The following is a 19,261-nucleotide window of genomic DNA, read 5'->3' as shown; positions in this document are numbered from 1 at the left end:
GCACGTCCGCCTCCAGTGACAACACGCTGAACTATAGCCCATGGGGCACACGCAGCCCGTGCGCGCGAGACCAACGGCCGGTGCGACATTCACGTATTATTTTGTGTGTTTGCACATACGACGAGAGGGACCAACCCATGGAACTCAAAGAGCTGCTCAAGCGCCTGCCCGAAGGGTCCGTTGCCCTGAGGAAGCTCCGCGACCCAGAGGTCAACATCGACAACATCTGCTTCCTCACGGCCACGACGAGGTGCATACACTCGAACGTCCTCTACTTCTCGGATGACGTCCACCTCCCCGAGGCGCCGGTCGAGGAGATCTTCAACCTTGTCCTCTTTGGGTGCCAGGAGGTTCCCAAGGGCCTCCTCGAGAGCGCCTCGTGCAACGTGATCCTCCTTCGCCTGGAGTTCAACCCCTTCTCCTGCTACAACGACCTCCAGGGGTTCTTTCTCGAGGACATCCAGGTGACGGACATCGTTCGCCGAATGCTCACCGCTCACTTTACCAACAACGGCCTCCAGTACCTCATCGAGGAGGCGTCGCGCGCGCTGGGCAACCCCATCGTAGTCGTGGACAGCGCCTACCACTACGTAGCCCGCCACGTGGAGGGCAGGCTCAACCCACAAAACCCCATTGACAGGGTGCTTGAGCAGGAGTTTCACTACGAGTCGATCCTCGAGGACGGCGTCGCCTTCATCGAGCACGAGCGAATCAGCGAGCGATGCGCCCAGTCCTCGACCCCCATCGTGGTGTACAACGAGGTCCTCGGGGCAAACACCATGGTCACGCCCTCGGTGGTGCACGGGGTGACCATCGCGCACACCATGATGATCGAGCGCGACCATCCCTTCGGCGAGGTGGACGTGGAGTGCATGGCACGCCTGGGGCGCTTCGTTGCCCAGGAGATGCAAAAGACCAACCTCTACGTAGCAAGCCGCGGGCAGATGGACTCCTACTTCCTGACGAGCCTCCTCAACGACGAGCAGCCCAGCCACGCCGTGACCGCGCGTCGCTTGAGCGTGCTCGACTTCAGGCCCCTGCCCGAGCTCTACCTGGCAGTCTTCGACCCCAACCACGCAGACGTCGCCCCGCACGACCTGGACTCCATTGCCATGCAGCTCACGGGCTGCCTCACGAACAGCATCTACGCCACGTACGAGCGGGCCCTCGTGGTGCTCTTCTCCCGCGAGAAGGGCACCGGCCTCGGGGACTACACCGAGGAGCTCCTCCGCAAGGTCGCCGACGTGAACGACCTCTCGGTGGGCGTGAGCAACGCCTTCGAGGACCTCACGCACATCCAGAGCCACTACGAGCAGGCTCGCGCCGCCATCTCGGCCGGGCGCCTCGTCTCGGTCTTCCTCGAGGACGGGCAGGTCTACCACTACTGCGACTATGCCTACGTCCAGATGCTCGACCTCACCAACAAGCAGTACAACCTGCTGAACTTTGTGCACCCCTCGCTCATGCGCCTGGCCCGCTACGACCGCGAGCACGGCACCGAGCTCATGGACACCCTCTTCATCTACCTGCAGAACGCCTGCAACACCCAGCGCTCGGCAAGGATGCTGAGCCTGCACAAGAACACGCTGCTCTACCGGCTGGGTCGCATCCGCGAGATCCTGGGATGCGACCTCTCGTCCGGCGAGGACCAGTTCATGCTGCAGCTCTCGTACCGCGTCCTGTTCTACCTCGACCTCTTCAAGTCTCGTCTGAACATCTCGAGGAAGGACTTCAGGGCCGAGGAGGACTAGGGAGCGTGGCCGCTCGGCAGAGCGCCCACATCCAGGTCGTCCGTCTTGCGGGCAAAAAAACAATACCGCCCGACCGTGGGAATTACTCGCGGTCGGGCGGAATGGCTGAACGCTGATGGAGGGGCTACCTCTTGATCTCCAGGGTCGGGAACTTCATGTCACGGTACTTCTTCATCTGGTCCTTGATCTGGTCCTGCTGAGCAAAGAACTGATCGCGGGTCTTGTTGATCTCGTTCAGGTGCTCGGCGCGGGCCTTGTCGTTGTTGCGGTCGCGGATGAGGCCGTTCTCGGGATCGATCACGAGCATGGGACGACCGGTCTCGGGGTTGGTGCCCAGCGTTCCACCGGCACCGCACACGGCGCACTCCCAAGGGAACTCGATGCCGTCCCAGTGCTTGTCGCCAGGATAGACGAGGCTGGAGTGGCAGTTGGGGCACACGCCGTCGTTGGGGTCGCCGAGCCAGCCGCGCTCCTCGACGGGGGTGTTGATGGCCTTCACGATGTTCTCGCCCATCTTGCGAGCGCGGGGCAGCTGGTCAGCGTAGACGAAGGTGTTGCCGGGGCGGCCGTCGCGTGTGGCCATGTAGCGGTCAACCACCTGGAGCGACTGGGTGAACATGGTCGCCTGCAGGCTCTCGAGCGCCAGCGACTGCCAGTCGTGCATGGAGCCGCCCACCGAGATGAGCCCCGCCACAGTGTGCGGGTTCTCCTTGACGGCACCGATGGCGAGCAGGAACGAGAGCTCGTAGGCAAGGAAGCGCTGGGCCAGGCGGGTGTAGAGCGAGCTCGGCGTGAGGTCGTAGGTGGGGACCACGAAGATGATGCCCTGGCACGTGTGCATCTCGGTGATGATCGCGTCAGTATCGTCCTTGTCCTTGAGGACGCAGCCGTGGTACTCATCCTGAAGACCGGCGGCCATCTTGCCCATCTGCATGGTGCAGCCCTCGCAGCCGGTGCACGGCAGGATGTTGTAGTCGAAGAGGTTGAGCAGCTCGACCTCGCCACCCGCCTCCTCGACGGCGCACAGCGCCTCCTTTGCGAGAGCCTCGCCGTTGCCACCCTTCCTGCCTGCGCAAACGGCCATAACCTTGAACTTTGCCATGAAGGACCCCTCTCCTGGGATGTGGGATGCTTGACGTGCGGCACCAGGCCATCCGGTCCCGCGCACGCCTCCCTGATGGTAGGTTGCGCGACTCTCGCGGTATTCGTCTGGCGAGACGAAACTGAATCCGGGGTTTGGATGATGGTTGTGCAAACGCACGGTTCTTTGGCGTGCGTCCACGGCACTGCAGCATTGCAACAGAAAAGGGCCCTCCGGCGTTATGCCAGAGGGCCCCTCGAGAGGCAACGCTATGCGTGGAAACTAGCGGTGGATGTACTCGCCCGCCTGGTACCTCGGCGGCACCACGGGGACCTCGATCCAGGACTCCCACTCGCCACCGGTGTGGATATTGTGGGTGCCCTGGTTGTCGGTGTCCCAGGAGAGCGGCTCGAACCACCCGTCGCGGATGTAGCGGCCGGAGACCTGCACGCGGAAGCGCTCGCCCTTGTGGTAGACGCGGGCGGTGGGCACGATCGCAATGTCGACGGCGCGGACCTCGCCCTCCGCGAGCTTGTTGGTGTCGGTCATCGTGTAGACCGGGGTGTGCGCCTTGGTGAGGGCGGTATCGACCGTCGCGCGAGACACGCGGCACTTGCCCCACGCACCCGGGTGCGGCTCGTCGAGCGTGAGCCAGGGCACCCAGTTGCCCTCGGCGTCGGCCTTCTGGATGTTCACGAAGAGGTCCATGTCATCAAAGCCGTCGCACGAGACAAAGAGGTGCAGGTTCATGTAGCCCGTGATCTCGACGTCCTCGGGAAGCGTGAGGTCAAAGTCGACCTCCTCGTCCGCCGGGTTGTAGCTGGCCTTTGTCTGCGTGGACACCGGCTCGGTCGAGAGCGAGAAGCACGCGGACTTGTGGTCGAGCGGCGCGCAGTCCTTGGGCGCGGACGCGTCGAGGTAGAGCTTCTTGTACTGGGTGCGCTTGATAGGCCAGGCCTTCTCGGGGCGCTGCTCCTGGTAGTCCACGTCGTAGCCGTCCATGATGTCCAGGCGGACGCGCGGCGTCATCTCCCAGCCGTTGTGGATGCCCTTGAGGTAGCGGTCGTAGTAGCGCAGCAGGTCCTCGAGGTTCTCGGGGTTGTAGGTGTCAGGCCACTCGAAGTCCCTGTGCGCGCGCATCCACTTGAGGTGGCTGCGGCAGCGCCTCCAGGCGTTGAACGAGCCCGGCAGGTGGAAGTGCGACCAGCCGGCGGTCTGATAGACGGGGATCTTGACCTTGCGCACGTCTGCGCGCTTGTCGTTCCAGTAGGCGTTCATGTCGGGGTACATCTTGGCCATGGCAACCTGGTCGTCAACACCGTTGGGGCCCGTTACCTGCGCGGCAATGAACTTGTTGAACGAGAGGGCCGGTACGCCGCCCTCGAAGAAGCTCTCGCGGTAGAGGTCGGTCGTGCACTCCCAGGGCGCAATGCAGGCCAGATGGGGCGGGCAGGTGGCCGCGATGCCCCACTGGTGCATGGCCACGCCGGAGTTGCCCGACATGCCGACCTTACCGTTGGACCAGGGCTGGGCGGCAACCCACTCCACGAAGTCATAGCCGTCCTCGCGGTCCTGGTGCGTGAACATGTGAACCGAGCCCTCGGAGTGGCCGGCACCGCGCACGTCCACGTTGGCCACGGCATAGCCCTTGTAGCACCAGTAGAGCGGGTCAGGGGACTCGAACTTGGCGCACTTGGAGACCGTCGCGGGGGGCACGCCCATGATCTGCCACTCGCTCATGCCGTCGCCCGGGCGCTTGCCAAACCAGGACCAGGAGACGATCGTGGGATAGCGGCCGTCGCCCTCGGGCCTGTAGATGTCGCAGTAGATCTTGGTGCCGTCGCGCATGACCGCTTCCTGGTCCTGCATGCACACGACGCCGTCCGCGGCCTGGTAGGTGTGGGGGTTGAAGGGCGGGCAGAAGCCCTGGCCCATGCGGGCCATGGGGTCGTCGCTCGCGGAGAGGTCGACCTCGGCCTGGTTGTCGTTGGGCTGGCGCGCCACGCGGTACGCGGCCATGACCTCGTCCTCGCCAAAGGCCTCGCGGTGGAGGAAGATGTAGCCCTCGGTGTCGGGGTCCCAGTAGATGGGGCACTCGTCCTCGTCGAAACTCGCGCACTCGCCCGTCATCTGGATGAGGTCATGGAGCTTCTTGTCGGTGACGGGGACCCAGTCCTCGGGAATCCTAGGCTCAAGAAACATTGCGCGCCCCCTACTGGTCGAGAAGGTCGCAGACGAAGTCCGTGGCCCCGCCAAAGGTCTCGCAGCGACGGAACTTCATGTACGGGACCTCGATGTCCAGCTCGTCCTCGAGGTAAGTCGTGATCTGGGAGACCTGCACGGACTTGATCCCGAGGTCGGCGAACTTGGTGTCCTCCGTGAACTCGGAGGGGTCCTTCCCAAAGAGCTGGCTTGCACGGGTGGTGAGCGCGTCCCAAACTTCCTGACGATCCTGGTCCATGTCTGCCCCTTTCGCGGCGATAGAACTACTTCTGACATGGTCCAGTTTGCGGTCGCACGGGCCCCGGGACAATGTAAGGGGATTCAAATTGGGGGCATGGCTTCAGGGCCGCATTGTGCAGGAGTGCAAAGGAACGCTGAGAGGTGCTGGGCCTGCCGCTATCGCTCGTCCTTCTCGGCGCCGAGAAGGGCCATGGCCTCGCGCATGCCGAGGCGGTGGACGCAGATGGCGGGCTCCTCTCGCGCAGCGCAGGTGACCACGTGGCCGTCTACCAGGACGTGCGCCGTCTCCCAGCCCTCGGGGAGCCTGCCTCCGCGCACGTCGAAGGCAAAGCCGCGACCGTCTGCCTTGAGCGTTGCCTCGACGCGCGTCCACGCAAGCGCGAAGGCGAGAGGGACGTCCGGCGACGCCTCCACGCGACAGATCTGCTCGTCCGAGAGCACCCCCCTGAGGGCGTCGCGCTCGAGCCTGCCGTACTGGGCGGGGACCTCTTCGACGTCTACGCCAATCGTGCCGGGGGCGACGGCAAGCACTGCCATACCGTCGTCGTGCGAAAGCCCAATGTGGGAGGAGCCGGCTGCCAGCTCCGGCTTGCCCTCAGGCCCAATGGCGATCTGCTCGTCTCGGCGCACGCCAAGCACGCTTGCCAAGAGGAGCCCCGCCGTAAACTCCCCCAGCCGCGTTGCCTCGGGCGCCTTCGTCGACGCCTTCTCCTGGTAGCGCGGGCAAACGATGCCCAGGTGAGAGCCCCAGTCTGCGGGAGTCCCCACTAGCGGCATGATGTGCAGGTCTACGCGCATACGCATGCTCCGATGCTCTGAGTACGAGAAAGGCGGGCCCGACGCCTGGCGCCGGACCCGCCGTGACACGTGCCAGCCTACGCCAGCACAGCGCTTCTCGTCTAGATGGCGACGATGTTCACCAGGCGCCCGGGCACCACGACGACCTTCTTGACGGTCTTGCCGGCGATCTGCTCGGCAACCGCCTCGCGTGCCGCGGCCTCGAGCTCCTCCTTGGAGGCGTCGGCAGCCACCTGGATGCGGGCACGGACCTTGCCCTTGATCTGGACGGCAATCTCGATCATATCGCTCTTGGCCTGCTCGGCGTCAAACTTGGGCCACGGCTCGTTGTAGACGGAGCCGGTAAGGCCAAGCGCCTCGTGGAAGAGCTCCTCGGCCCAGTGCGGGCAGATGGGGGCAAGCATGGTCACGATGTCGTGGGCAACGCGCCAGGCGAGGGCGGCGTCGCGCTTGTCCTCGGGGACGCCGTTCACGTACTTGGAGGCTGCGTTCACGAGCTCCATCGAGGCGGAGATGGCCGTGTTGAACTGGCCGCGGTCGAAGTCGTTCGTGCACTTGATGCCCAGCTCGTGCAGGGCGCGGTTGAGCTCTGCGTCCGCGCCGGAGAGCGTTGCGGGGTCGACCTCTCCCCTCTTGGCGCCGTGTGCCAGCAGCCAAACCACGCGCCAGGCGCGCTTGATGAAGCGGTTGGCGCCGGCCACGGCCTCGGGGTCCCAGTCGAAGTCCTTCTCGGGCGGCGCCACGAAGAGGATGGCAAGGCGCATGGTGTCCGCGCCGTAGGGGTCAATGACGCTCGAGGGCGGAACCACGTTGCCCTTGGACTTGGACATGGTGTCACCATGCTCGTCCTTGACCATGCCCTGGCAGAGCAGGTTGGTGAAGGGCTCGTCCACGTCAACCATGCCCATGTCGCGCAGGACCTTGGTCCAGAAGCGCGAGTAGAGCAGGTGCAGGATGGCGTGCTCGATGCCGCCGATGTAGTTGTCGACGGGCATCCAGCGGTCCACCGCCTCCTTGGAGAAGGGGGCCTTGTCGTTGTGGGGGTCGGTGTAGCGCAGGTAGTACCAGCTGGAGCACGTGAAGGTGTCCATGGTGTCGGTGATGCGCTTGGCCGGCTTGCCGCACTTGGGGCAGGTGGTCTCGTAGAACTCGGGGCACTCGGCGAGCGTCTCGCCAGCGCCGAGGTCGAGGTTGTCGGGCAGGCGCACCGGGAGCTGGTCCTCGGGAACGGGCACGTCACCACAGCAGTCGCAGTGGACCATGGGAATGGGGTTGCCCCAGTAGCGCTGGCGGCTGATGAGCCAGTCGCGCAGGCGGAACTGGACCTTGGTGCGGCCGCAGCCGTACTCCTCGAGCCAGGCGACGATGGCGTCGACGGCCTCGGAGTGCTTGCCGCCCTTCATGCCTGTGAACTGGCCGGACTGGACGAGGTAGCCCTCGGCCGCCATGGCCTGGTCCCAGTCGACGTTGGTCACGCGCAGCTCGCGCTCATCCTTGAGCTCGTCGTAGAGGGGGTCTTCCTTCTGGCAGATGATAGGCGGGATGGGCAGGCCGTACTTGCGCGCGAAGTCGAAGTCGCGCTGGTCGCCGCAGGGGACACCCATCACGGCGCCGGTGCCGTAGTCGAGAAGGACATAGTCGGCAACCCACAGCGGGGCGGGCTTGCCCGTCACGGGGTTGATCACGTAGCGGCCGGTGAAGACGCCGTGCTTCTCGCGCGCGGAACCCTGGCGGTCGACCGAGGAGACCTTCTCGGTAGCCTCCTTGAGGCGCAGGTAGTCGGCCTCGTACTGGGTGCCGGCGACCAGCTCGGCGGCAAGGTCGCTCTCGGGCGGGAGCACCATGAACGAGACGCCAAAGATGGTGTCGGCGCGCGTGGTGAAGACCGAGATGGTGCGGTCGGTGGGCGTCACGCCGTCCTCGGCGGCCAGCTTGAAGTCGATCTCGGCGCCCTCGGAGCGGCCGATCCAGTTGCGCTGCTGGGCCTTGACGTTCTCGGGCCAGCCGGTGAGCTTGTCGAGGTCGTCGAGGAGCTCCTGGGCGTAGTCGGTGATCTTGAGGTACCACTGGGAGAGCTCGCGCTTCTCGGGGATGGAGCCGCAGCGCCAGCAGCGGCCCTCGACGACCTGCTCGTTCGCGAGGACAGTCTTGCAGGTGGGGCACCAGTTCACGGGGCTGGTGGCGCGGTACGCCAGGCCGCGTTTCCACATCTCGATGAACATCCACTGGCCCCACTTGTAGTACTCGGGGTCGCAGGTGTTGAACATGCGGTCATAATCGTACGAGAAGCCCATGCGCTTCATGGTCTTAACGGCCTGTGCGATGTTCTGGTAGGTCCACTTGGCGGCCTGCGTGTGGTGCTTGATGGCCGCGTTCTCGGCGGGGAGGCCAAAGGCGTCGAAGCCCATGGGGTGCAGCACGTCATAGCCGCGCATACGGGCCTGGCGCGCCATGGCGTCGCCGATGGTGTAGTTGCGCGCGTGGCCCATGTGGAGGTCGCCCGAGGGATACGGGAACATCTCGAGGACGTACTTCTTGGGCTTGGAGGGGTCCTCGTCGGTCTTGTAGAGCTCCTCGTCTTCCCAGGTCTTCTGCCACTTGGTCTCTATGGCCTGCGCGTCGTAGGCAGGCACCTCGAAGTCATTCTGCTGAGTGCTGTCGCACATGTGAAGCCCCTTCTCGCTCCTTTGCATAGCCTGTCGATTCTAGCAGGTATCCCCGTGCGCGGCAGGGATGCGGAACCTGCTGGACACACAGCGGAGACGGTCCCGTGGCGGGAACGGACCCGTGGCGGGGCCGAACCCGCTGTCGGTCGCTAAGCCAGGCGCCGTGCCGGTCGCGGTCCTGATCGCTAAGCCAGAAGTCAGTCTTCTCTCGCACTCGTTATTGCACGTTATTTCTCGCCAGAAGGCCATTTTCACTGTTGGCTGCAATTTTCTCAGGAATATCGCGCAATAAATGTCGCCGAGAAGCCCCAACACCCCAAGAAGACGCCCCCCTGAAGCGCCGGAGCTACCGCCAGCCTCCCTCCCCTTGTTCTATAGCGGTTTCTGATAGTTGCAACTTCCACGACCTGCGGATATGCCGCGTCCGTTTATCGGAAACCGCTAAAGAAAGCGGGAGTACGGCAATACCACGCACCACTCGCGATGGGCGCCGTACCCGTTCGCAAGAAAATCACTTCCCCTTTTGAGGACGCTACAGCAACCAATGGCCGCATCAAGACAGGTCTCGATTGCTGTTCAACTGTTGAACAGGTTTGGTTAATCAAGAGGAGGTGAGCACATGGGGGCTACAAAACGCCGTGGCTGGAAGATTGCCGAGGTCGAGCGGCTCGTGGGGCTATCGCTTCGCGACATACAGCGTGCCTGCTACCAAGGCCGCGGCGGCATGGGAGTCCTCAAGCCAAGCGATGGCAGCTGGGGTCGCCGCACCTACGACGAGCGCGACCTGGCAGTGCTCTTCCTTCTCGCACAGAAGCGCCGGGAAGGCCTCACGCTCTCGCAGGCAGCCGAGCAGCTTCGGGATGACACGGCTGGCCACACGTTGTCGCAACTCCTTGATGTCGAGGCGGAGAGGCTCTCCGAGCAGCTGGAAGTCATTGAAGACCGCCTCGTTCGCGCGGAGGCGCTTGCCGCCGCAATTGGCGCAGAGCCGACAAGGACGCAGCAACTCTCGCTGATACACGACCACGCGCAAGAGCTAGGCCGGGCCTCGTTGGGTCCCGGACATGCTTCTCCGTCGGAAGACGACGCACCAGGCGAGGAGTTGCTTCAAGAGCTTATGGGAGCACCCAGTGATATCCACGTGGACAACAACGAAGGAGGCACAGATGGAGAAGCCGGAAAAACGCATCAAGGCAATCCTGCGTGAGTTGAAGGTATGGCTTGTCGTTTTCATTGTGGGAGTCGTTCTTGGCGCGTTCCTCTATGCGCGCATCTATCCCCTGGTGGCCCCCCAGCCCGAGCAGACCCAGCCCTCCGTCCAGACCCTCTCCCCCAGCGTGGTCTTCTCGCGCGTGCAAGAGGAGGGTGAGCTGGTAAGCGCGTCGCAGGACTATGCCATAGTCGACAAGGTGACAGACTCCAACCGCGACTTCCTTGACCTCTTTGACGTTCCGTTCACCCAGAAGAGCTTCTGATATCGCTATACGGGCACCATCAAGGCAGGCGTAGACCTCTCCACTGCGGAGTTCGAGCAGGACGAGGCGGACCAATCGCTGCTCCACGTGACGCTTGACCAGCCCTTCATCATCTCGAACACGCCCGACATGGACAAGAGCGGCGTGCTCGAGGAGAACAACAACATCTTCAACCCCATCACGGTGGAGGACTCCGACGCCTTTCGCAGACAGTGCGTCGAGAGAAGCGAGGAGGAGGCCGTTGCCGGCGGGCTTCTCGACGAGGCCAAGACGAACGCCGAGGGCCAGTTGACGCAGATCTTCAACGCCGCCTTCGAGAAGGACACCTACACGCTGGACTTTACGTATCGAGACGCCGATGGCGAGTAGCACGAGGGCACGGGAGGCGCCTACGCGCGACCCGCACCCTCCCGGCAACGTCGAACTACGCACGGTCGTGGTTAAGCTTTGTGGAGTGCAGGGCTTTTGCTCATCTCGGCCCCAACCGTGCGTAGTTTTGACACCTCTCGGGCAGCGCCCTAGCCGCCCCCCTGCGTCTAGGGCGCTGTCGGGCTAAAAATTGACGTTTTCCAGCTTGCCCGATGGGAATTCCGTCCGAAAACTGCCCCGTAGCAACGGCACCACGAAATCGGGTGTACGCCGTCGGGGGCCAGCAAAGACGCCGAAGCGAGAGTTTCGTGCGTGACCCACTACCGCTCCCCCGCACATGGGACCACTCCGCACTTCTCGCCTAGCATCTTGCCCCACAGGGTAGAATTGCCGCAATGCAGTATGCGCGCGCGAGCCCAGACCTTTGGAGGAACCATGGCAGACACCACACAGGACTTCGATATGGACATCCCCGAGCCCGAGCTGGAGTTTGGCGACCCCAAGCCCTCGACGCCAGAGCCCTCCCCCGCCGCAACGCCCGCGCCTGCAGACGACGCCGCGCAGTCCCTCTCGCCAGCCGATCGCAAGAAGGTCGAGGCCTTTGTCGAGAAGATCGACATCACGGACACCGCAGGCGTCCTTTCCTACGGCGTGGGCTCCCAGCGCAAGGTTTCCGAGTTCTCCGAGCGCGCCCTAACCGGCGTGCGCAACAACGACCTCGGCGAGATTGGCAACGACATTAGCTCTCTCATCGTGACGCTCAAAGACTTTGACCCCGACAAGCAGGAGAAGTCCGGGCCTCTCGCCATCTTCCACAAGGCGAAGAACAACCTTGAGGCGCTGCGCACGCGCTACACCGCAGTCGAGAAGAACGTGCGCGAAATCTCTGATACCCTCGAGGGCCACCAGCGCACGCTCCTCAAGGACATCGCCACGCTCGACCAGCTCTACGCGCTCAACGAGGCGTATTTCAAGGAGCTCACGATGTACGTGGTGGCCGGCAAGGAGAAGCTCGAGCAGGTGCGCGGCGGCGAGCTCGCCCAGCTTCAGGCCAAGGCGGCACAGACGGGCCTTTCCGAGGACGCCCAGGCGGCCCGCGACCTGGCGCAGAAGTGCGACCGCTTCGAGAAGCGCATCTACGACCTTGAGCTCACGCGCCAGGTGGCACTCCAGACGGCGCCGCAGATCCGCATGGTCCAGAACTCCGACGCGGTGATGGCCGAGAAGATCCAGTCTACGGTGGTCAACACCATTCCACTCTGGAAGAACCAGATGGTCATCGCCCTGGGCATCGAGCACGCCACACAGGCCGCCCACGCCCAGCGCGAGGTTGCCGACATGACAAACGAGCTTCTCAAGAAGAATGCCGACAAGCTCAAGGTGGCAACGGTCGACGCGGCACGCGAGGCAGAGCGCGGCGTTGTGGACATCGAGACGCTCAAGCACACCAACGAGCAGCTCATCTCGACGCTTGACGAGGTCAAGCGCGTGCAGGCAGAGGGCCGAGAGAAGCGTCGGCAGGCCGAGGGCGAGCTCGCGCAGATCGAGGGGGAACTCAAGGCCAAGCTCCTCGAGGCCTCGCGGGATTAGTTTGCCTGGCAACGGGATTCCGTTGCCAGGTAATGGAATCCCGTTGCCTGGTAACTCAATCCCGCCGCAGGATACGAGAGATTGTCGAAGTGCCGAGTCCCCAGGTTCGGGCGATTGTCTTGCCGCTCACCCCGCGGCTGCTCATGAGGCGGATGATGTCGTCTCGTCTGGACCGAGTAACCTCTCGAAGCTCGCCTGAGGTTTTCACGCCAGCCAGACTCTTCGCCAAGGCAAGGGCATCTTCGTCTTGGAGTCGCTCATCATAATCCAACCGCGTGACATCCCAAACAACGTCCCTCGGCGAGCCTTCATATGCATCGAAGGCATCAAAGCCACCGAAGTATTCGAGAAGCACGCTTGTATCCACTACCCAATGGGTTCCTGCGTACTCTTGGTAGCTGCTCCAACGATAGTCCCGCATGGACGCTATTCCGGCGGCTTCGGGGTTCATATGTACATAGAAAACCGTGGCGACAAGCTGTGCGTCATCGGTAATGGGCTTGCTCCAGAAACTACCTTGGAAGAGGGTGCCCTCTCGGCCGGTTCGAGCGTTGAAGTATTTGCTGTATGGCAAGTCAATACTAAACATGAAATCGCTAATCGAAGACGGCAACTCACCAAAGTCGACAACAAGATGAACGTGGTTGGTCATGAGGACCCATGCGATAACGTGTGCGCCGGTTTTGTCTCGCGCATCTTTGAGCAGCCTGAGATAGCATCTGCGATCAGCATCGTCCTCGAAGAGCGCCACCTTTCCCGCACTCCTCACAACGATATGGTAGTAACCAGATTCGCTCAGACCGCGCCTGGGCATACAGACCCCCTCCCAACCGAGTGGTGGTTATCTGTACCCCAGAACTCACCGTGGGATTCAGTTACCTGGCAATGGGATTCCATTACCTGGCAATGGGATTCCATTGCCAGGTAAATCAATCCCGCTCGGAGAGACCATCCTGCTCAAGCATGGTGCGCAGGACCTCGATGTCGCTGTGGACGTCAATCGACTGGTCAAGCACCAGCTCGTCTGAAAGCTTCGAGAGCGCCTCGTCCACCTGCGCAAACGATGCGCGCAGATCCGAGAGGGTCCTCACTGCCTCTGGCCCTCCCGCATGTCCCTCGAGCTCGGCGTAGGACGCCGCAAGCTTGGCCGTGGTGGGCAGGTAATAGGTTGCCGCCCGCCTGAACTGAGAGGCAACCTCAGGGTGATGCATGACGTAGGCGCAGATGTCCTCGCTCTTCGATGCGATGCGTCCAAGTGTGGCGCTGACCTCTGCCTCGCGGATCCTTGATGCGCAGTCACTTATCTGCTTGGCACTCTGGGTGGCGGCGGATAGCACCTCTCGCGCCTCCTCCGGCAGAGTCGACGACCCAACGTCGTCACCGTCAGTTGCGGGTGCCGGTTCGTCAGCCGTCGCCTCCGAGGGACGCGTGCGCGCCTGCACGGCGTCCCAGGCGTCGTCGGTAAGGTAGAGCATCTTCTTGGTCCCAGCGACATCCAGATGCCCCTCGGGAATAAGCCCCCTCGATATCGCCTCATCAAGCACCGAGACAAGCTGCGGCACGGGAACGCCAGCCTCGCCGGCAAGCTCGGCCACGGAGACGCTCTGCCTATCCCCTAGAGCTTTGTCAACGCGCTGCAGCATCTGTGCGAAGGCCTTCTCGTGCGCCCCCTTGCCCACAAGCCGCGAGCCCGCTACGGCCGCTGCGACACCGAGCGCCAGCGTCACAATGCCGGAGAAAGGGCTAAAGACGAGAAGTGCAAGCCCTACGACAACCAGGGGAATTGTCACGAAGAAGAGGATCGCAAGGCCTGCCCACATGCGCCAGCGCGCCCGGCTCACGTCCTGTGGGTCGCTGATGACGTAGGGCGAGCGCTCGTCTCGCCCAAAGGTGCTCAGCTGCCAGCCAACGTCACGGACTGCCTTCTCGATCGACTTCGAAACGCCCGAGAAGTCAATCTGCGTGAAGGCCTCGCCCACCTGACGCGCGGCATCGGTGCCGGCACGCCGCATGTTGTCGAAGTCCTTCTCGTCCATCCTGATTCCCCCATGAGACAAAGGGACTGTCCCTTTGTCTCACTCTACGAGCGGAAGTTCACCTGCTGGCTGGAGTCCTTGAGCAGCACGTCGTGCGCGCCGCCCTCGACGAGCGACGTGGCCGAGACAAGCGTGAGCTTGGCCTTCTCGCGGAACTCCGCAAGGTCAAGCGCACCGCAGTTGCACATCGTGGAGCGGACCTTGAGCAGCGAGTTGTCGACGTTCTCCTTGAGCGGGCCGGCGTACGGCACGTAGGAGTCGACGCCCTCGACAAACGAGAGACCCTTCTTGTTGCCGCCCAGGTCATAGCGCTGCCAGTTGCGGGCGCGCGCGGAGCCCTCGCCCCAGTACTCCTTCATGTAAGAGCCGTTTACGTTGACGCGGCGCGTGGGGCTCTCGTCAAATCGGGCGAAGTAGCGGCCAAGCATGAGGAAGTCTGCACCCATGGCCAGCGCGAGCGTCATGTGGTAGTCGTAGACGATGCCGCCGTCGGAGCACACGGGCACGTAGACGCCAGTCTCCTCGTAGTACTCGTCACGCGCGCGGCACACGTCGATGAGCGCGGAGGCTTGGCCGCGGCCGATGCCCTTCTGCTCACGGGTGATGCAGATGGAGCCGCCGCCAATGCCTACCTTCACGAAGTCAGCGCCGCAGTCTGCCAGGAAGCGGAAGCCCTCGGCGTCGACCACATTGCCCGCACCCACGCGCACGGAGTCGCCGTAGTTCTCGCGAATCCACGCAAGGGTGCGCTTCTGCCACTCCGAGAAGCCCTCGGAGGAGTCGATGCACAGCACGTCGGCGCCGGCGTCCACCAGCTTGGGGACGCGCTCGGCGTAGTCGCGCGTGTTGATACCGGCACCCACGAGGTAGCGCTTGTGCTGGTCGAGAAGCTCGTCCGGACGGGACTTGTGGGAGTCGTAGTCCTTGCGGAAGACAAGCGCGACCAGGCGGTTGTCTGCATCGACGATGGGCAGCTGGTTGAGCTTGTTGTCCCAGATGATGTCGTTGGCGGTCTTGAGCGAGGTACCGTCCTCCGCAACGATCATCTTCTCGCGCGGGGTCATGAACTCCGAGACGAGCTTGGCGCGGTCGTCGCGGGAGGGACGATAGTCACGCGAGGTCACAATGCCCACGAGGTGACCGTGGGAGGTGCCGTCGTCGGTGACGGGCATGGTGGAGTGGCCGGTGCGCTCCTTCATCTCCATGACCTGGCCGAGCGTCATGTCGGGCGTGAGCGTGGAGTCAGAGACAACAAAGCCAGCTTTGTAGGACTTCACCTCTCGCACCATGGCCGCCTCGTCGTCGGCACTCTGCGAGCCATAGATAAAGGAGAGACCACCCTCCTGGGCAAGCGCCACGGCAAGCTTGGGGCCGGAGACCGCCTGCATGATGGCCGAGACCATGGGGATGTTAAGGCTCAGGGCCGGCTCCTCGCCGCGCTTGAAGCGCACGAGGGGCGTGCGGAGCGAGACGTTCGCGGGGATGTTCTCCGCCGAGGAATAGCCAGGAACAAGCAGGTACTCAGAGAAGGTGTGCGATTCCCCTTCGAAGAACGTTGCCATGCGCGTGCGCTCCTACTCTCCGCGAATGCGGTACTGGTAGCCACTATTGCGGGCCATTGTAGCATCCGACGGACGGCTCTTTGCCCCCGGCTGCCGAGCTGCGAGAACGCATCACAGGTGGGCGCAGCGAGGCGGGCACTGGTCTTTTCCGCGCGTCGCTGTCCAACTCCCCAACTTGGTAAATGTGTACAATTTGGCATTCAGTTGCCTGAAATTCCCGGTTGGGTTTTCTCGCATGCAACCAAATTGTACACATTTGCCGAGAGAGACAGCCGTTAAGACCCGCTCAACAGGGTCTGGGGTTCAGTGCAGCAAGTCCCGACCTCCAGTGCCGCAAGTCCCGGGGTCCAATGCCGCGCGTTATCGCCGGTTAGGAATTTTCCGAACGGTTAGACCGGCTTAACCGTTCGGAATCCGCGGCATTGCGACAATGCCGCGATATCTCGCCGGTTAAGTGCCCTTAAACAGCGAAATCGCGCGGTATAGAGAACGGCACGCACCGCCCCGCCGCCGCACGCCGCGTGCCCGCTCCCCTACTTGCTGGCGTCCTCCGCCAGGACGTCCTCGACGTTCACGGCAATGTCGTGCTTGGTGGGAATCCACTCGACCTTCTTGAAGAGGGCAACCACGGTCATAGGGATGTAGGTCATCATGAACAGCGGGAACGTGAACAGGTTGGTGAAGATAATCCAGCGCCTGTTCTTGTGGCAGTGGATGTGCTTGCGCTCGGAGATGGTCGTGATGATGGCGAGCAGGAAGAACACGAAGTACATCGAGAAGAATGTCATGATCAGCGAACCCACGCACATGGAGAGCTCAGCCTGCGTGGCAATGAAACCATGGCTCAGGCTGCCCACGATGAGGTAGGTCGCGTTCACAAAGGCCGAGAGGAGAGTGAAGATCATACCCGGCGCGATGGTCATGAGCATGTCGTACGAGGCAAAGCGCCCATGGCGGATTCCATGGAAGAGGTCCCTGCAATACGAGAAGAACACCTGGTAGAAGCCCTTGGTCCAACGCAGGCGCTGCACCCAGCTGGCTTTGAAGGTAACGGGCTGCTCGTCGAAGAACTCGGCAGGCGCATAGCCAATCTGGATGTTGTTTGCGCAGCAGAACGTGGAGAACTGGATGTCCTCCGTAAGCGTGTGGAAGTCCCACCCATGCATGCCCTTGATGATCTTGCCCGAGACGAGCCAGCCCGAGCCGGAGATAGCGCAGCTCGTGCCAACCATCATGCGCGCGTTGTTCAGGAACTTTGCCTCGCGCATGAACCAGAGCGCGTTTGCAGCAGAAATCCAACTGGAGTCGAAGTTCTTGGAGTTGCGGTAGCTCGTGCACACCAGGTAGCCGGCATCGAACGCGTCGTTCATGATGCGTGCGTAGTTGGGCGAGACCAGGTTGTCCGCGTCGAAGACGAAGAAGCCCTCGTACTTGTCGCCATACTCGTTGAGGATGCGATCAAAGCCGTAGTCCATGGCCCAGCTCTTGCCACGGCGCGCAAGGTCGTTTCTGTCCCAGACAATGGCGCCGGCGCGCTCGGCCTCCTCGTGCGTATTGTCGGTGCAGGCGTCGCAAACCACGAAGACGTCCATGAGCTCGCGCGGATAGTCCTGGGCAAGAATGGACCGAACAAGGTTGCCGATGACCGGCTCCTCGTTGTGCGCCGAGATGAAGAAGGCGTAGCGGTGCAGCTTCTTTGCCGGCGGCAGCTTGACCATGCCGCGAGCGGCAACGCGAATGAGGTAGACAAACTGGTAGAAGTACGCCAGCGTGAAGAAGAGCCACACAATCATGTTGAAAATCACGATTGGCGTGAGTCCGATCCTGTTGAACTCCATAGCAAGCTCTCTCTCACGTTGCCGCGCACACCAAGAGCACGCGCGCAGGACGACTGTGTTAGTTACACACCAAGCTGCGGGCAGATACGCTCCCCGGCCGCGGTTCGACCCATTGAGGTATCCTTCAGCGATTCTAGTACAGAGCGCAGGTCCTCCGGCAGCTCATCAGCAAGCTCGATGGTCTCTCCGGTCACAGGATGGTCAAAGCAAATGTGCCACGAGTGAAGGAACTGCCTGGTAAGGCCCAGGTTCTGGCGCAGGTCACCACGCCCATAGAGAGGGTCGCCAACTACGCAGTGGCCAATGTGGCGCATGTGAACGCGAATCTGGTGCGTGCGACCGGTGTAGAGGTGGCACTCAAGCAGCGTGTAGCCGTCGTCTCGGCGGCCAGCCTCAAAGCGCTCGAGCGTGGTGAAGGTGGTGATGGCCTCACGGGCACCGGGGTCGTCGGTCACCATCATGCGCAGGCGGTCCCTCGTGGAGCGCGCAATGCCACTCTCGATGGTGCCCTTGTCAGGGGCAACGTAGCCCTGCACCAGGGTCACGTATCGACGATCAAGCACACGCAGGCGAATGAGGTCCTGCAGGGCCTTCTGGGTCTCGTCGTCCTTGGCGGCGACCATGAGGCCCGAGGTGTCCATGTCAAGGCGGTGCACAATACCAGGCCGGTCGTCACCCTGAAGGCGACCCAGGTGTGAGTAGCCGCAATGTGCGACAAGGGCATTTGCCAGTGTGTCATCCACATGGCCGGGGCTAGGATGGCACACAAGTCCCGCCTGCTTCGAGAGAACCATGAGGTACTGATCCTCAAAGCGGATGTCCAGCGGAATGTAGGGATTGGGGGCAAGCACGCCGGTGGTGGGCTCCTCCTCGGGAAGCGTCACCTGCAGGCGATCTCCCAAGCAGAGGCGTTCGCTCTTGGACGAGACGGGCGTGGCGTTGAGCGTCACCCGCCCCTCCTCGACGAGACGCGCGCACGCGCTTCTCGACGGCATGCCATCTTGTGCCGAGAGGAACGCATCGATGCGCACGCCATCCCCCTCGGGCCCCACGAGCAGGCCAACGAGACGATCAGGCATCCTGGCGGTCTCCAACGCTGGGCGAGGCGGCGTCGCCGGTGCGCGCGGAAGCCTCCGCCGCGCCCGCAGGCGCATCAACCATCACAAGGTAGAGAATGACCGAGACCACAATGCCCACAGTGACAAAGATGTCCGCCACGTTGAAGACGGGGAAGTCCATGAACGTGGTGGCAAAGAAGTCCGTGACGTAGCCAAAGATCATGCGGTCGATCATATTGCCAACGCCCCCGCCGCAGACGCATGCAACGGAGACCACCAGAGGCATGGGCAGCGAGTCGTGCGACCACACGAGCCAAATGCCAAAGGCAAGCACCACGGCCGCAAAGACAATGAACACGGGGCCGGCGCCCTCCCCTATGGAGAACGCCGCGCCCGTGTTCTTCACGAACGAGAGAACCAGGACGCCCGGGATGAACTCCTGGGGCTGTCCCGGAACAAGCGACGCGCGGACGGCGGCCTTTGTGACCTGGTCGACAAGAACGGCAAGCACGCAGATAACCCAGAACACGACGAGCCTCGCGCCCCGCCATGACCGAGCCGTATGCATTGCGTC

At 62.9% G+C, this 19,261-nt stretch carries 15 protein-coding genes and 1 pseudogene; 5 read left to right on the top strand and 11 right to left on the bottom strand.

The genetic code is table 11. The annotated features are described in order from the left end of the window. The first annotated feature begins 137 nt into the window (after positions 1 to 137). Complete coding sequence (locus NVS32_RS04430; RefSeq protein ID WP_258498862.1) at positions 138 to 1,751, top strand: PucR family transcriptional regulator; 1,614 nt, start codon at positions 138 to 140, stop codon at positions 1,749 to 1,751. A 124-nt stretch (positions 1,752 to 1,875) separates the two neighbouring features. Here the strand turns inward: NVS32_RS04430 and NVS32_RS04425 are convergent, their stop codons facing one another. The 5 genes from NVS32_RS04425 to leuS all read right to left on the bottom strand — a co-directional run bounded on the left by NVS32_RS04425 (position 1,876) and on the right by leuS (position 8,759). Next, positions 1,876 to 2,853 carry a flavodoxin family protein gene (locus NVS32_RS04425; RefSeq protein WP_258498861.1) on the bottom strand — a complete coding sequence of 326 codons (978 nt, stop codon included), beginning with the start codon at positions 2,851 to 2,853 and terminating at the stop codon, positions 1,876 to 1,878. 261 nt (positions 2,854 to 3,114) lie between these two features. Next, positions 3,115 to 5,034, bottom strand: a complete 1,920-nt coding sequence (locus NVS32_RS04420) for a CocE/NonD family hydrolase (RefSeq protein WP_258498860.1) — start codon at positions 5,032 to 5,034, stop codon at positions 3,115 to 3,117. Between the two features lie 10 nt (positions 5,035 to 5,044). After that, positions 5,045 to 5,293, bottom strand: coding sequence for an acyl carrier protein (locus NVS32_RS04415; protein WP_117652174.1), 249 nt, complete (start codon positions 5,291 to 5,293; stop codon positions 5,045 to 5,047). Positions 5,294 to 5,451: 158 nt separating this feature from the next. Continuing rightward, positions 5,452 to 6,099, bottom strand: coding sequence for a 4'-phosphopantetheinyl transferase family protein (locus tag NVS32_RS04410; RefSeq protein ID WP_258498859.1), 648 nt, complete (start codon positions 6,097 to 6,099; stop codon positions 5,452 to 5,454). Between the two features lie 95 nt (positions 6,100 to 6,194). Then, positions 6,195 to 8,759 (bottom strand): leucine--tRNA ligase, encoded by a 2,565-nt coding sequence (gene leuS / locus NVS32_RS04405; protein ID WP_258498858.1) that lies wholly within the window; start codon positions 8,757 to 8,759, stop codon positions 6,195 to 6,197. 619 nt (positions 8,760 to 9,378) lie between these two features. Here leuS and NVS32_RS04400 point away from each other — a divergent pair. The 4 genes and pseudogenes from NVS32_RS04400 (at position 9,379) to NVS32_RS04385 (ending at position 12,193) form a co-directional block, all read left to right on the top strand. Further along, positions 9,379 to 9,966, top strand: a complete 588-nt coding sequence (locus NVS32_RS04400) for a MerR family transcriptional regulator (RefSeq protein ID WP_258498857.1) — start codon at positions 9,379 to 9,381, stop codon at positions 9,964 to 9,966. Then, positions 9,926 to 10,234, top strand: coding sequence for a hypothetical protein (locus NVS32_RS04395; protein WP_258498856.1), 309 nt, complete (start codon positions 9,926 to 9,928; stop codon positions 10,232 to 10,234). Before NVS32_RS04400 ends, NVS32_RS04395 begins: the two co-directional genes overlap by 41 nt. Before the next feature lie 12 nt (positions 10,235 to 10,246). Further along, a pseudogene (locus NVS32_RS04390) lies at positions 10,247 to 10,603 on the top strand (DUF4230 domain-containing protein); the annotation flags it as partial. A gap of 435 nt (positions 10,604 to 11,038) precedes the next feature. After that, positions 11,039 to 12,193 carry a toxic anion resistance protein gene (locus tag NVS32_RS04385; RefSeq protein WP_258498855.1) on the top strand — a complete coding sequence of 385 codons (1,155 nt, stop codon included), beginning with the start codon at positions 11,039 to 11,041 and terminating at the stop codon, positions 12,191 to 12,193. Between the two features lie 55 nt (positions 12,194 to 12,248). On the opposite strand, the gene NVS32_RS04380 is transcribed toward NVS32_RS04385, so the two are convergent. The 6 genes from NVS32_RS04380 to lspA all read right to left on the bottom strand — a co-directional run bounded on the left by NVS32_RS04380 (position 12,249) and on the right by lspA (position 19,216). Continuing rightward, a complete protein-coding gene (locus NVS32_RS04380) occupies positions 12,249 to 13,007 on the bottom strand; it encodes a transposase (protein WP_258498854.1) in 759 nt (252 codons plus the stop codon). A gap of 115 nt (positions 13,008 to 13,122) precedes the next feature. Next, positions 13,123 to 14,229 carry a 5-bromo-4-chloroindolyl phosphate hydrolysis family protein gene (locus NVS32_RS04375; protein WP_258498853.1) on the bottom strand — a complete coding sequence of 369 codons (1,107 nt, stop codon included), beginning with the start codon at positions 14,227 to 14,229 and terminating at the stop codon, positions 13,123 to 13,125. Between the two features lie 44 nt (positions 14,230 to 14,273). Beyond that, the gene (locus NVS32_RS04370; protein WP_258498852.1) at positions 14,274 to 15,791 is read right to left on the bottom strand and encodes an IMP dehydrogenase; all 1,518 of its coding nucleotides are present in this window, start codon (positions 15,789 to 15,791) and stop codon (positions 14,274 to 14,276) included. A 533-nt stretch (positions 15,792 to 16,324) separates the two neighbouring features. Next, positions 16,325 to 17,629, bottom strand: coding sequence for a glycosyltransferase family 2 protein (locus NVS32_RS04365; protein WP_118077976.1), 1,305 nt, complete (start codon positions 17,627 to 17,629; stop codon positions 16,325 to 16,327). Between the two features lie 62 nt (positions 17,630 to 17,691). Continuing rightward, complete coding sequence (locus tag NVS32_RS04360) at positions 17,692 to 18,708, bottom strand: RluA family pseudouridine synthase (RefSeq protein WP_258498851.1); 1,017 nt, start codon at positions 18,706 to 18,708, stop codon at positions 17,692 to 17,694. Further along, positions 18,701 to 19,216: a signal peptidase II gene (lspA, locus tag NVS32_RS04355; RefSeq protein ID WP_258498850.1), complete on the bottom strand. Its 516-nt coding sequence runs from the start codon at positions 19,214 to 19,216 to the stop codon at positions 18,701 to 18,703. The genes NVS32_RS04360 and lspA overlap by 8 nt, the downstream gene beginning before the upstream one ends. Positions 19,217 to 19,261 lie beyond the last annotated feature (45 nt).

The sequence above is a fragment of the Tractidigestivibacter montrealensis genome, from assembly GCF_024741235.1.
GTDB classification, from domain to species: domain Bacteria; phylum Actinomycetota; class Coriobacteriia; order Coriobacteriales; family Atopobiaceae; genus Tractidigestivibacter; species Tractidigestivibacter montrealensis.
This window is presented reverse-complemented; position numbering and strand designations above follow the sequence as displayed.